The sequence below is a fragment of the Novosphingobium sp. genome, assembly GCF_030696665.1.
GTDB lineage: Bacteria > Pseudomonadota > Alphaproteobacteria > Sphingomonadales > Sphingomonadaceae > Novosphingobium.
Window position 1 is genome coordinate 1 of sequence record NZ_JAUYRV010000026.1, and the last position, 13,902, is coordinate 13,902.

The 13,902-nt window shown below is 63.2% G+C and carries 11 protein-coding genes; 5 read left to right on the forward strand and 6 right to left on the reverse strand.

What is annotated here, in order from left to right; genetic code table 11:
* On the reverse strand, positions 1-1,086 hold a 1,086-nt coding region (xylA, locus tag Q8R81_RS05640; protein ID WP_305616464.1), incomplete at its 3' end, for a xylose isomerase.
* 13 nt (positions 1,087-1,099) lie between these two features.
* The gene (xylB, locus tag Q8R81_RS05645) at positions 1,100-2,542 is read right to left on the reverse strand and encodes a xylulokinase (protein WP_305616614.1); all 1,443 of its coding nucleotides are present in this window, start codon (positions 2,540-2,542) and stop codon (positions 1,100-1,102) included.
* Positions 2,543-2,943: 401 nt separating this feature from the next.
* Between xylB and Q8R81_RS05650 the strand changes: the two genes are divergently transcribed.
* The 3 genes from Q8R81_RS05650 (at position 2,944) to Q8R81_RS05660 (ending at position 8,757) form a co-directional block, all read left to right on the forward strand.
* Complete coding sequence (locus Q8R81_RS05650; protein WP_305616465.1) at positions 2,944-5,604, forward strand: TonB-dependent receptor; 2,661 nt, start codon at positions 2,944-2,946, stop codon at positions 5,602-5,604.
* Positions 5,605-5,627: 23 nt separating this feature from the next.
* A complete protein-coding gene (locus Q8R81_RS05655) occupies positions 5,628-6,686 on the forward strand; it encodes a tyrosine-protein phosphatase (RefSeq protein WP_305616466.1) in 1,059 nt (352 codons plus the stop codon).
* A 130-nt stretch (positions 6,687-6,816) separates the two neighbouring features.
* Positions 6,817-8,757: a bifunctional diguanylate cyclase/phosphodiesterase gene (locus Q8R81_RS05660; RefSeq protein WP_305616467.1), complete on the forward strand. Its 1,941-nt coding sequence runs from the start codon at positions 6,817-6,819 to the stop codon at positions 8,755-8,757.
* Here Q8R81_RS05660 and Q8R81_RS05665 read toward each other — a convergent pair.
* Complete coding sequence (locus Q8R81_RS05665) at positions 8,754-9,665, reverse strand: SDR family NAD(P)-dependent oxidoreductase (protein WP_305616468.1); 912 nt, start codon at positions 9,663-9,665, stop codon at positions 8,754-8,756. The two genes, Q8R81_RS05660 and Q8R81_RS05665, sit on opposite strands and share 4 nt — an antisense overlap.
* A gap of 131 nt (positions 9,666-9,796) precedes the next feature.
* On the opposite strand from Q8R81_RS05665, the gene Q8R81_RS05670 reads away from it, so the two are divergent.
* Positions 9,797-10,597 (forward strand): class III extradiol ring-cleavage dioxygenase, encoded by an 801-nt coding sequence (locus Q8R81_RS05670; RefSeq protein WP_305616469.1) that lies wholly within the window; start codon positions 9,797-9,799, stop codon positions 10,595-10,597.
* A 47-nt stretch (positions 10,598-10,644) separates the two neighbouring features.
* Positions 10,645-10,905: a hypothetical protein gene (locus Q8R81_RS05675; protein ID WP_305616470.1), complete on the forward strand. Its 261-nt coding sequence runs from the start codon at positions 10,645-10,647 to the stop codon at positions 10,903-10,905.
* Here Q8R81_RS05675 and Q8R81_RS05680 read toward each other — a convergent pair.
* From Q8R81_RS05680 to Q8R81_RS05690, 3 genes are read right to left on the reverse strand one after another with little or no spacing between them, the layout of a single operon-like run.
* Entirely contained in the window at positions 10,902-11,432 is a 531-nt protein-coding gene (locus tag Q8R81_RS05680) for a VOC family protein (protein ID WP_305616471.1), read from the reverse strand. The two genes, Q8R81_RS05675 and Q8R81_RS05680, sit on opposite strands and share 4 nt — an antisense overlap.
* Positions 11,429-12,862: a dihydrolipoamide acetyltransferase family protein gene (locus tag Q8R81_RS05685; RefSeq protein ID WP_305616472.1), complete on the reverse strand. Its 1,434-nt coding sequence runs from the start codon at positions 12,860-12,862 to the stop codon at positions 11,429-11,431. The genes Q8R81_RS05680 and Q8R81_RS05685 overlap by 4 nt, the downstream gene beginning before the upstream one ends.
* Positions 12,863-12,873: 11 nt before the next feature.
* The gene (locus tag Q8R81_RS05690; RefSeq protein ID WP_305616473.1) at positions 12,874-13,887 is read right to left on the reverse strand and encodes an alpha-ketoacid dehydrogenase subunit beta; all 1,014 of its coding nucleotides are present in this window, start codon (positions 13,885-13,887) and stop codon (positions 12,874-12,876) included.
* Positions 13,888-13,902 lie beyond the last annotated feature (15 nt).

Here is a 13,902-nt window from a genome sequence, read left to right on the forward strand (position 1 = left end):
GTCTACGCCGCCGATGTGGCCGTGGAACAGGTCTGCCGCGTCGATGGACTGGCGGCGCACCTTGGCATCGAAGTTGAACCCGCCATCGGTGAAGCCGCCGGCGCGTTCGATTTCGATGCAGGCCAGCGTCAGTTCCTCGACCGAGTTGGGGAACTGGTCGGTGTCCCACCCATTCTGCGGATCGCCGCGATTGGCGTCAATCGAACCGAAGATGCCGAGCGCGCGTGCCATCGCGATTTCATGTTCGAACGTGTGGCCCGAAAGCGTGGCGTGGTTGGCCTCGATGTTGACCTTCACTTCGTTTTCCAGCCCGAAGCGCTTGAGGAAGCCGTAGACGGTTTGCGTGTCGAAATCGTACTGGTGCTTGGTCGGCTCGTGCGGCTTGGGTTCGATCAGGATGGTGCCCTTGAAGCCGATCTTGTGCTTGTGTTCGACCACCAGCGACAGGAAGCGGCCGAAATTGGCCTGCTCCACCGCAAGATCGGTGTTGAGGATGGTGTCATAACCTTCACGACCGCCCCACAGCACGTAGTTCGCGCCGCCGAGGCGGTGGGTTGCTTCCAATGCATCGCGGACTTGCGACGCACCCCATGCGTAAACTTCGGGGCGGGGGGAGGTGGCGGCACCGGCCAGATAGCGCGGGTGGCCGAACAGGTTGGCCGTGCCCCACAGCAACTGGCGGCCATGTGCGGCTTGCAGTTCCTCAAGATGATCGACCGCGCGGGCAAAGCTGGCGCGGAATTCGCCAATGCTCTCTGCCGGGGCCATCACATCGACATCGTGGAAGCAGTAAAACGGCAGGTCCAGCTTTTCAACGAAGGCGAGGGCGGCTTCACGCTTGGCACGGGCGGCACTTTCGTCCTGCGGTCCGTTCAACCAGGGGCGATCAAACGTGCCTGCGCCGAATACGTCGCTGCCCGGCCAGCAGAAGGTGTGCCACATGCATACGGCAAAGCGCAGGTAATCTTCCATGCGCTTCCCAAAGACCACGCGGTCCTTGTCATAATAGTGATAGGCAAGGTCGCTGGTGCTGTCTGGCCCTTCATAGCGGACCGTGTCGAAAGCGTCGAAATAGGATGCAGACATGGGGGCTTACTCCTTAGAGGGCGGCAAGCGCGGCATAGGCGGCGCGGAAGCGGGTGCGTTTGGGGGTTAGCAATTCGGCCAGGGCGGCGTCGGGTTCGATCACCGCGCGCACGGGTGGGCGGGTGCAGACTTGCGCCGCGCTGGCCCCGGTCACGCCGATCTGGGCGAGGCGTGCCGCGCCGAGCGCCGGGCCAACTTCACCGCCATCGAGATAGACGAGCCTTACGCCCAGCGCAGTGGCAAGGATGCGGCCCCAGTGGGTGGAGCGCGATCCGCCACCGATGACGCAGAGTTCCTCGATTTGGGTGCCAGCGGCGCGCAGCGCGTCGATGCCATCGGCATGGGCAAAGGCCACGCCCTCCAGCACGGCGGCGGCCATTTGCGCGGTGGCGCTTTCATTGCTGAGGCCGAGGAAGGCCGCGCGGATGTGCGGATCGTTGTGCGGGGTGCGTTCGCCCGAAAGGTAGGGGAGGAACAGTTCGCTGCCGGCCTGCACGCCGTGGGCTTCGGCCAGCGCGAACAGGTCTGCCGGGCCGGGGAGATTGCAGGCTTTGGCCGCCCAATCGATGCACGATGCGGCGGAAAGGTGAACGCTCATCTGGTGCCACACGCCGGGCAGGGCGTGGCAAAATGCGTGGACGGCCTGCGCGGGGTTGGGGCGGAAGCGATCATTGCCGACGAAGATCACGCCCGATGTGCCGAGCGAGAGCATGCCTTGGCCTTCGCCCGTCACGCCAACGCCCAGCGCGCCTGCGGCGTTGTCGCCCGCACCGGCAACGACAGGGACGGTGCCCATGCCCCACGATTGGGCCACGTCGGCGCGGAGCTGGCCGGTCACTTCCGGCCCTTCGTAGAGGCGCGGCATGTGGCTTTCATCAAGGCCGGTGGCGGCGAGCATTTCGGGCGACCATGCGCGGCTCCCCACATCGAGCCAGAGCGTGCCCGCGCTGTCCGACATATCGCTGGCCTTTTCACCGGTGAGGGCGAGGCGCACGTAGTCCTTGGGCAGCAGGACGGTGCGCGTGGCGGCGAAGATGTCCGGTTCGTGCGCGCGAACCCATGCCAGTTTGGGCGCGGTGAAGCCGGGCATCATGATATTGCCGGTGATGGCGCGGCTGCGTGGCTGTGCGGATTCCAGCGCAGCACATTCGGCAAAGCTGCGCCCATCGTTCCACAGGATCGCGGGGCGAAGGGGGGCGTCGTCCGCGCCGAGCAGTGTTGCGCCGTGCATTTGCCCGGCAAGGCCAATGCCCTGCACTTGCGCGCGGATCGTGGGATCGAGACCGAGGACGGCGGTATGGGTGGCTGCGACCCAGTCCGCCGGAGCCTGCTGCGACCACAGAGGATGCGGGCGCGAAACATCAAGCGGGGCGCTGCTTTGCGCAAGGACATTGCCGTCCGCACCGGTCACCACGGCCTTCACGCCGCTTGTGCCGATATCCAGCCCCAGAAACATCGCCATCATCCTCTCTCCGGCCACCGAAGCGGCTCTTGTGGGTGTATGATAGCGCTAACTAAAAGGCGTGGCAATCACCGTTGGCGTTTATTCCGTTTGCATGGAATCCCTTCCAATCTTCGTCACCCCGGACTTGATCCGGGGGCCATTTCTCGATCAGGCGCCTCGGTCTGATTGGCGAAATGGATCCTGAACCAAGTTCAGGATGACGGCCTGGGGATTATGCTGCCGGGCGGATACCCGGAATCGCCGTTCGGGCCGTTCGTCGCAACATCTTGCGCATGAAAGCATCACCGTTCTGCCACACCTTAATTTTTCTGACGCCAATCTGACCAACGCCTGTAGCGTTGCGTGCCTAGCAGCGCCCCAACGGCCAAGTCGGCCGACCAGTGGGGGTCATCATGGTTCATCGTTTTCTTGTCGGTTGCGCGCGCGCGGCCATCGCGCTTTCGTCGGTCGCAGCACTTGCCGCCACTGCCCATGCACAGGATATGGCACCGGCAGATGCCGAAGCTGCGCCGGAAGAGCCGGGCGATGTTATCGTCGTCACCGGGGCCATCGCGCAATCGCAGGCCGCTTCGATCCGCGAAAAGCGCATTGCGGTGAACCTTGTCGATGTGGCCGCCGCCGATGCCGTGGGCCGCTTTCCCGATCAGAACAGTGCAGCAGCGCTTTCGCGCCTGCCTGCCGTGGCGGTGCAGCGCGATCAGGGGCAGGAGCGCTATATCCAGATCCGTGGCGCGCCCAACCGCTGGACTTCGGTGATGATCGACGGCGTGCCGATGATCGGCGTGGACGAAGGCGGCGATACCCGCGCGTTCCGCTTTGACGCGATCCCCGCCGTGCTGCTTTCGTCAATGGTCATCAACAAGTCGCTCACCCCGGAAATCCCGGCGGACGCGATTGTCGCCAACGTCGATCTGCGCACCTATTCGCCGATGGAGCGCAAGGGTCTGCATGTGACCGGCGATCTGGGCTATGGCTTCATGGATCTGGGCAAGGGCGAGCAGCGGCAGGCCTCGCTGCGCGTCAGCTGGTCCAACGACAATTTCGGCGTGGTGCTGGGCGGATCGCACTATCGGCGCAAGCAGTTGACCGACAACCGCGAAGTGGGTGCCTATGATGCGCCATCGAGCGCGACCGACACGACCTTTGGCCCGACCGAAATCGACATTCGCCAATACGAGATCGAGCGCTGGAGCAACGGTCTGTTCGGCGGCGTGGAGTATGAGCCGGTGGCTGGCCAGAAGATCTGGGCCAAGGCGATCTTCACCGAATTCAACGATGATGAACAGCGCAACCAGTATGAGTTGCGGCTTGATCGTGCCGCCAGCGGCACGCGCAATCTGGACAACGGCAATCTGGTGGGCGTGCCGATGCGCGGCACTTTCAACTATGGCGAATATCGCAACCGCAACTACATCGGCGCAATTGGCGGCGATTATGAAACCGACGATGGCTTCACCGCCAATGTCCGCCTGAACTATGCGCGGACCGATAACACTTCGTACCTGCCGCTGGTGCAGGCCAGCACATCGGGTCTCAATTCGCCGTCGCTGAGCTATGATCGGTCGGACCCGCTGTTCCCGGTGGTCACGCTTTACAACACGGTGAGCAACGCGGGCGTGCTGGCACGCGGCACCAATGTGCTGGGCGCATTCAACCAGACGACGCTGAACAACGCGGGCACCATCTACATCGCCGCGCGGCAGCGCACGGTGTCTGACAGCTACACGGTGAAGCTGGACCTTGCGAAGAAGTATGAGAACCTGACGCTCGCAGCGGGCGGCTTCTACGCTGACCGCAAGGTGGCGGGGAACAACTTCTCCACGGCAAACGTGGCCGCCATCGGCGCGCTGGGCGCAACCGTGGGGCAGCCGTTTGACGTGAACAGCTTCGTCACCAACCGTCCGTGGGACACCGGCTTCCCGCTGGGCTTCACGCTTAACTATGTTGATAACCGCGCGATGCGGGCGGCGATTGATACGCTGCTGCCGAAACTGGAAGCGGCAGGTCGGTTCAACCCCGCCAACGATGTGCCGGTGACGGATCGTTACAACCAGAGCGAGCAGACCGCTGCGGCCTATGTGATGGCAACGGCTGACATGGGCGACCTGCTGCTGGCAGGCGGCGTGCGGCTGGAGCATTACCAGTTGAACAATGCAGGCACGGTGCTGGCGGCGGGGCAGCAGGTGCCGCTTTCGGTCCGCCGGACGGCCACCGATCTGTTCCCGAGCCTGAACGCGCGCTACTCGGTGGGCGATGATTTCGTCGTGCGCCTTTCGGGTCAGCGCGGCGTTTCGCGCCCGGCCTATGGCGCGATCCGCGTGGGTGCTTCGATCAACGACACCAATTCACCCGGCACGATCACCGGTGGCAATCCGCAGCTAGACGCCGAGTATACGTGGGGGCTGGACGGCAGCCTTGAATACTACCTGCCCGGCAATGGCCTGATTTCGGTCGCCGGGTTCCACCGCTGGGTGGACAACGTGTTCTACGCCAACGCGCAAGTCGTGGGCGGAGACGTGTACAACTTTGGCGGGGTGAACCGGAATGGCTACCTGCTGACCTCCACCTTCAATGGCGAGAACGGGCGGCTTTATGGCGTGGAGCTGAGCTACCAGCAGCAGTTCAGCTTCCTGCCTTCGCCGATGGACGGGCTGGGCTTTCAGGGCAACCTGACGCTGCTTGACGGCAAGTTCGATACGCAAGTGGTCGGCGGCGTGCAGCAGAAGGGCATCGCGTTTCAGGGCTTGTCGGACACGATCTACAACGCTTCGGTCTATTACGAAAAGTACGGCCTGTCGGCGCGAGTCAGCTATCAGTGGCGGTCTGACTGGCTGGATAGCCTTGGCGGATTTGGCAGCGGGGAATCGCGCAAGTCCTATGGCAACCTTGACGTATCGCTGCGCTATCAGCTGAACGATGCGTTGACGCTGTTCATGGATGCGGCGAACCTGACGAACGAGAAGTACATCGCTTATCAGGATACGCTGGAACAGCCGACCGAGGTGGAGCAGATCGGTTCACGCTATCTGTTCGGCGTGCGCTTCAACTTCTGATCAACCGGCATAGGGAGACGACCATGCGCAAGATCCTTTCACAGAGCCTGTTTCTGGGCCTGATCACCGCTGCCACACCGGCTTTTGCTATCGACAATGCGGTGGTGACCCGCGTTGATGCCGGGCATGTGGCGGTGGAATGGAAGGACGCCGATCCGGTCAGCGTGTTCGTCTCCTCCAGCCCGAAGGCCGATGTGAAGAAGGCCGAAGTTGTGGCCAAGGCAGACCGTACGGGCCGGGTGGTGGTGCCCTATGCCGCCACGGATCGCCGCTACTTCATCCTGCGCGATCATGGCGACAAGTCCGTGCTGCACGTGGCCGAACGGGTGCTGCCGCTGGAACAGGGATCGAATTTCCGCGATGCGGGCGGCTATGCAGGTGCGGGTGGCAAGCATGTGGCGTGGGGGCGGATCTTCCGTTCGGGCGCGATGCCGCTGTTGACCGAGCTGGACTATACCACGCTCGAAAAGCTGAAGATCATGACCATTGTTGATCTGCGCTCCACCGATGAACGCATGATTGCGCCGAACATGCTGGATGACCGCACAGGGGCGACTTTCATCAGCAACGACTATTCGTTGAAGGGCCTGATGTCGGGCTATGGCAAGGGCGATGGCGAATTTGCCTATCGCGGCATGGACCAGTTCCTGAAGCCGCAGTTGAAGCAGGTGTTCCGGGCGATGCTGCGCGATGAAGGCGCGGTGATGTATCACTGCTCTGCCGGGCAGGACCGCACCGGCATCACCACCGGGCTGATCCTTTCTGCGCTGGGGGTGGACCGCGCAACGATCCTGAAGGATTATCACCTGTCTACCGAACTGCGCCGCCCGCAGTTTGAAATGCCGCCGCTCGATCCTGCCGACTGGCCGGGCAATCCGATCGTCCCGTATTATGTGGCCTCGATGAAGAAGCCGGGCGGGCCGAAGGCGGAACCGCTGTTCACGGCCAAGGGCAATTCGCACCTCGCGCAGTTTTTCGAGATGGTCGACAAGGACTATGGCAGTGTCGACGCCTATCTGGACAAGGAACTGGGTGTCGGTCCGCAGCAGATCGCGCAACTGCGGGCGCTCTATCTGGAATGATAGGCGCTACTACTTAGCCTGTGGGCGAAGTGAATTTCAGGAAAGTGCTCCATTCCCTGCAGCTTAACCAATCCTCAAGGGGTGGTGGGCGAAAAGCTGCAAGATGCGGGCATTGCTGGACTTTTTCAGATTGGATACCAGCGACGCGGAGCTTTCGCGCGCGCAGTTCCGCTCGATCTCGATGCACCTGCCGCTGCTCTATGCCATTCTGGTCTGCAACGCGCTGGCCATTGCGGTCATCTTCTTTGATTCCGGCAAGCTGCTGAAAACGCTGGCAACCCCGGCGGTGATCTGCGGCATCGCCATTTCACGCGGGGTGTGGTGGTGGCGCAGCGGCGATCCGGCGGCGTTTTCCGACAGCGAAATCCGGCTGCATCTGCGGCGGACCGGCGTGCTGGGTGTGGTGATGACGCTGGCGTTCGAGGGCTGGTGCATCTGGGTTTACAACGATGGCGATGCCTATGCGCGCGGCAGTCTGACATTCTTTCTGGGCCTGACCGGCGTTAGCACAGTGTTCTGCCTGATGACGCTGGGCGCGGTGGCGATGCGCGTGGCGGTTGTCTGCACGTTCTCGTTCATCTTCTATTTCTCGTGGGTCGATAACGGGCAGATGCTGACACAGGCCATCGTGCTGTGTCTGGTCAGCGCTGGGATGGTGGTGGTGGTCCACCGGCACAACCTTTCGTTTGCTGAACTGATCCGTTCGCAGCGCACGTTGCGCATGCGCCAGCATGAGACCGAAAAGCTGAGCGAGGAAAACCGCCGCATCGCCTTCAGCGATCCGTTGAGCGGGCTGCCCAACCGGCGCGAATTGCTGGCCCGGCTGGACCGGCTTGAGGGACGGGCCGATCTTCAGCCCGACAGCTTGGCGGTGGTATTCATCGATCTTGACGGGTTCAAGGCGGTGAATGACGAACATGGCCATCAAGCGGGCGATGCGCTGATCCGCAGCGTGTGCCTGCGGCTGAGCCAGCATTGCCCGGCCAATGCCACACTGGCGCGCGTGGGCGGCGATGAATTTGCGGTGGTGCTTGAAGCGCCCGATGCACAGGCCACCGCGATCAGTCTCGCCCGCGCCATGCTTGAGGAAATTGCGCTGCCGGTGCTGGTGGACCGGCATGTGCTGCAAGTGGGCGGCTCCATCGGCGTTGCCGCCAATGTCGATCCGGATGGCCGCCCGCGCGAACTGCTGCGCCGCGCCGATACCGCGATGTATCACGTCAAGACCAAGGGCAAGGGGCAGGTTGCCATCTATGACGCCGGGTTCGATGAAGGGCGGCTGCGGCGGCTTGAGATCGAGGCGCAGATCGGATCGGGCCTGAACCGGGGCGAGTTTGACGTCTACTATCAGCCCATCGTCGATGCCGCGACCGGGGAAATCGTTTCGGCAGAGGCGCTGCTGCGCTGGCCGCGCCGACCCGAGGGGCCTTTGCCGCCCGACGAATTTATCGACATTGCCGAAGCCACCGGGCAGATCCACCCGCTGGGGCTGTTCGTGCTGGAACGTGCCTGCCGCGAGATCGGGCCGTTGGGCGATCTGCTGTTGAGCGTCAATGTCTCACCCGCGCAGTTCCGCGATCCGGCGTTTGAACGGCAGGTGATGCACGTGCTGGAACAGACGCGGTTTCCGCCGCAGCGGCTGCAGTTCGAGATTACCGAAGGCTATCTGCTGGCCAATCCCGAACGGGTGGTCAGCGCGGTTGAGGCATTCAAGGCGCAGGGCATGTCGGTTGCGCTCGATGATTTCGGCACCGGGTTCACCAGCATCCATTACTTGCGGTCCTACGGGTTCAGCCACATCAAGCTGGACAAATCGCTGCTGGCGGGCCTTGCCCCCGGATCGAAGGCGACGCTGCTGGTAACCGGCGCGATTACGCTGGCGCGCGGGCTGGATATGGCGGTGATTGCCGAGGGTGTGGAGAGCGAAGCGCAGGCGGCGATCCTGCGCGACGCCGGTTGCCACGAATTGCAGGGCTTCCTGTTTGGCCGCCCCATGCCGCTGGACCAGTTCGCGCAGGTTTGTCGCGCGGCTGGCCGGTCCGTCAGCGAGGAGCGGCGGTTGCGGGCTTAACCGCCTTGCTTCTCCATAAAGACCTTCGCCCGGTCTGCGGCCCAGTTCTGCAGCGCTTCGGTGCGCAGGCGCGCGCCTTCGGGATCAGCTTCCAGTGGCAGCACTGATTCCACGATTGCATCGAAGTGGGCGCGCAGGCCCTCCTTCGCTTCGGGATAGGGGATGATGTAAAGCTGGTTCGCCACGATTCCGGCCTTCACATGCTCGGCCAGTTCAACAGGGTCCATGCCGTGCTGGTGAATCGAATGGAGCGAGGCGATGGAGTCCTCGTTTTCCACATAGCCGCTCTGCCCGAATTGCGCGGGGCGCAGGCGGCTGGCTTCGGCGATGTTCGATTTGATGTTGGCGGGGCACAGCACCGAAACGCCGATCTGGTGCTTGGCCAATCCCTGCTGATAGCTTTCCATCAGGTTGACGACCGCAGCCTTCGCGGCGGAATAGGGCGCGGCCAGAGCGCTGCCCATCAACCCGCCCAGCGATGATGTGGTGACGATATGCCCCGGCTTTCCACTGGCAATCATGCGCGGCACGAACGTGACCATGCCGTTGATCACCCCGCCCAGATTGACGCCCACGATCCAGTCGAAATCGTCATAGCTGGTGTCCTCCACCGGGCCGAAGCTGTTGACCCCGGCGGTGTTGAACAGCAGCGTGGGGGGCGCGCCGAACACGGCCTCAACCTCGTCAGCCGCGCGGGCATAGGCGGCGCGGTCCATGATATCGAGCGTGATGCCGTGCGCGGTGATGCCTTCGGCCTGAAGATCGGCCACCGCCTTTGCCACCGCATCGGCACGAATATCGGCCACCACGATCTTCGCGCCTGCCCGCCCGAACACCAGCGCCTGCCCAAAGCCAGCGCCCGATGCGCCGCCGGTGATGAACGCGATCTGGTTTTCAAACGATTGCATGGCGCGGCTCCTCTGCCTGTAATTATTGTTAGTGTTACTTACAATATTTGGAAAAGGGCGGCAAGTGCGGCCTTGCAAGCAAATCGGTCCGTGACCATCTGCAGGCAAGTTCGATGTGGAGACCTTCGCCGATGACCCGATTGCCCAGCCTGTTCCTTAACCACGGTGGCGGACCCTGGCCGTGGATGGAAGGGCCGATGCGCGACGCTTATGGCAAGCTGGAAGCATCGCTCGCGGGCGTGATGGGTGAACTGCCCGAACTGCCGCGCGCGGTGCTGGTGGTTTCGGCCCATTGGGAAGCGCCGGTTGCGCAAGTTTCGTCGCACCCTGCGCCGCCGATGCTTTATGACTACTACAACTTTCCCGAACACACCTACCACATCCGCTATCCCGCGCCGGGCAGCCCGGAACTGGCCGCGCGGGTGCGTGATCTGCTGCGTGGCGGAGGCATGGCCTGCGAGGAAGACGCAGAGCGCGGGTTCGATCACGGCACGTTTTCGATGATGCAGCCGGTGCGCCCGCAGGCGGACATTCCGGTGGTGCAGCTATCGGTGCTGGAAAGCTTCGATCCCGCCGCGCACATCGCGATGGGCCATCTGTTGCAGCCGTTGCGCGATGAAGGCGTGCTGGCGGTGGGGTCGGGCCTGTCCTACCACAACCTGCGTGCGTGGGGACCGGCGGGGGCAGAAGCTGCGGCGCTGTTCGATGCGTGGCTGCGCGAAAGCCTGGCCGGAAAGGACGAGGCTGAGCGTGACGCCGCACTGTTGCGCTGGGCCGATGCGCCGGGCGCCAGGGCTGCGCATCCCCGGCCCGAACATCTGCTACCGCTGATGGTGGCAGCAGGTGCGGGCGGGGCCGACGCCTGCAGTGTTCATTTCCACCAGAGCGATTTCATGGGCAGCATGGCTGTAACCGGGTTCCGGTTCGGCTGAATTTTGCGTAGGCAACGTTCTCCAGCTCTCGGCCGGATCGCATATTCATGAAGAAGAAGCGCCGGTATCTCACGGCCACCCTGCCCGATGGCTATGTGAAGACAATCGGGCCAACGACCGACAGCTTCACGCACTACTGGCGAATTGTGGCCGAACTGGAAAACGGCAAGACCGAAGTTTTCTGGGGGCACGCGCGGTCGCTTGCCGAGGCGAAGCGCAAGCGTGCGCCAGCGCAGGACGCTGCGCGCACGCGAGGTTGGAAAAGCTTCGCTTTCGAAATTGCCGAACTGGTTGAGACGTTCGACTAACCCAGCTTGCGCAGCGGCTCTGTTCCGTCCCAGTCCTGTCCAGCGTCCTTGATCATCTGGAAGATGGCATCGGCGCCGGTCATGTTCTGCAGCAGTTCGATCACGTGACCGGGACCATTTCCGGCATCGACATAGATCACTTCGCCATCCGCGCCGACAGTGCCTTCGACAAGGATTTCCGCGCCTGCCTCGGCACAGGCGGCGCGGGCCTCGGCGATGGATTCAACGAAGATGCAGATGTGGTGCAGGCTGTCTGTCACCGCATATTCGCCGGTGTAGATCGATGGTTCGGCGTTTTCAGGCCGGATCAGTTCGATCTGCACATCGCCCCAGTATGCGATGGCGATGGAGAAGACCGCAGCCGTCGGCACGCCCTTGTACTTGCAATCCCCCAGCGCGACGTTTTCCATCAGGTAGAACGGGCCGACGCCCATTGTTTCGGTCCAGTACCGCACCGCCGCATCGAAATCCTGCGGGAGGTAGGCAAGCTGGCCGACTGGCCCCAGCTGCGTGATCTTGCGGCTCATGCGAACAATCCTTCCGGCGCTTCGAGCAGGCCCTTCAAGGTTTGCAGGAACTGCGCGCCTGCTGCGCCATCGATGGCGCGGTGATCGACCGAGAGGGTGAACGATATGCGGCTTTCAAACGCAATGTCGCCGGCTGCCGTTTCCACCGCCACGCGGTTCACCCCGCCCACGGCGATGATTGCGCCCTGCGGCGGGTTGATGATGGCATCGAAGTTCTCGATCCCGAACATGCCGAGGTTGGAGACGGAGAATGTGCCGCCGTCCATATCCTCATACCCCAGCTTTCCGGCCTGTGCCTTGTCGATCAGCGCGCGGGTGGTGGCCGCGATCTGGGCGATGTGCATGCGGTCTGCCTGCCGGACAATCGGGGTGACGAGGCCCTTGGGGCTGGCCACCGCGATGGACACATCTGCGTGCGGGAACGAATGCACCGCATCGCCATGCACCTGCACGTTTACGTCGGGGTGCTTTGCCAATGCCAGTGCCACGGCCTTGACGATGTAGTCGTTGATCGAAGCTTTCGTGCCCAACACCAGATTGGCGGTCTTGCGCAGCGCCATCAGGTCATCGACCGACGCGGACATGCGCAAGTAGAAGTGCGGGATGGTCTGCTTGGCCTCGGTCAGGCGCTTGGCCACGACCTTGCGGATCTTGTCGAATGGCTGGACCTGCGGCTGATTGGCCACCAGTTCGAACGGAGCGCCAAAGCTGGGGGCAGAGGCGGTGGTCGGTTTGACCAGCGCCAGCACATCGGCCTTGGAAATGCGGCCGCGCGGACCGGTGCCGTTGATCGTGCCAAGTGCAATGCCGTGCTGCGCGGCGATGCGGCGGGCGAGGGGGGAGGCGAAGGCTTCGGGTGTGTCGTCCACCAGTTGCGCAGCGCCGTGGAACGAAGCGGCGCGTTCCGGGCGCAGGGCCTGCATCACATCCTGATACGTGATGCGGCCATTGCGGCCCGATCCGGCGATCGGTTCAATGTCCACGCCTTCGGCCTCGGCCAGCTTCAACGCTTCGGGGCTGATCGCACGGTTGGTGACGATCTTCGCAGGCGTGCGCGCCGGGGTAGGAGCCGCAGCAGGTGTTGGCGTGGGAGCCGGCGCGGAGCCACCGCCCTTGGCCGCGACCGATGTTTCGGCAGGCTTGAACCCTTCGATAAACGCATCGATCTCGGCATCGGGCGTTTCGGCATCGGCAAACACGCCCAGCAGCGCGCCCACAGGAAGGGCCTCTTCGCCAGCGGGAGTGAGCAGGCGCTTGAGCACCGCGTCGTATTCAGCTTCGACCTCGTTGGTGATCTTGGCTGTCTCGATCAGGCACAGGACCTGGCCCTTGGTAAAGGCCTCGCCTTCGTTGACCATCCATTCGGCGATGGTGCCCTCGGTCATTTCGATGCCCCATTTGGGCATGCAGAACGGGCGGATATTGGCCATGTCGCGGCTCCTCAGCGGTAGCTCAGAACCTTGCGCACCGCCGCTTCGATCTTGTCGACCGAGGGGAGGTAGGCAGATTCAAGCTCGCGCGCGAATGGGACGGGGGTGTGCGGCGGGTTCACCGACAGCGGCGGGGCTTTCAGGCTGGCAAAGGCCTTTTCGGCAACCATCGCGCAAATATCGGCACCAAGGCTGCAGCGCGGCGGGGCTTCATCGACCACGATCAGGCGGCCTGTGACCTCTACGGAATCGAGGATCGCTTCTTCATCCAGCGGGCTGGTGGTGCGCAGATCGATCACATCGCAGCCGATGCCTTCTGCCACCAGCTTGTCAGCAACTGCCTCACAAAAGCCCAGCAGCAGGCCGGTGGAGACGATGGTCACGTCCTGCCCGGCGCGGCTGAGGCGCGCGTGGCCGAAGGGGATCATGAAATCCTTGTCGTCCGGCACTTCGCCCGTCACGCCGTAAAGCGCCTTGTGCTCAAGGAAGATCACCGGATCATCGTCGCGGATCGCGGTGCGCAGCAGGCCTTTCACATCGGCAGGCGTTGTCGGCATGACGACCTTCAGACCGGGCATGCCGGTGAGGATCTGGTGGACGGCCTGGCTGTGCTGCGCCGCTGCGTTATAGCCCGCGCCATAGGCCATGCGGATGACGGCGGGGCACTTGGTCTTGCCGCCGAACATATAGCGGAACTTGGCCAGCTGGTTCCAGATCTGGTCGAGCGAGACGCCGATGAAATCGGCAAACATCAGCTCCGCAATCGGGCGCTTGCCCGAAAGCGCAAGGCCAGCGGCCGCGCCCATGATCGCGCTTTCCGAAATCGGCGTATCGATCACGCGGTCTGCGCCGAACTTGCCGAACAGGCCGGTGGAGGTGGACCAGATGCCGCCGATGGCCTCAGGCCCGCCGGGCGTGCCCATGCCGCCGACAATATCCTCGCCCAGACAGACGACGTTCTCGTCGCGCTCCATTTCCTCGGCGATCGTCGAAACGACGGCGTCGCGATACATCATCTTTGCCATTGTCGTGTCGCTCCC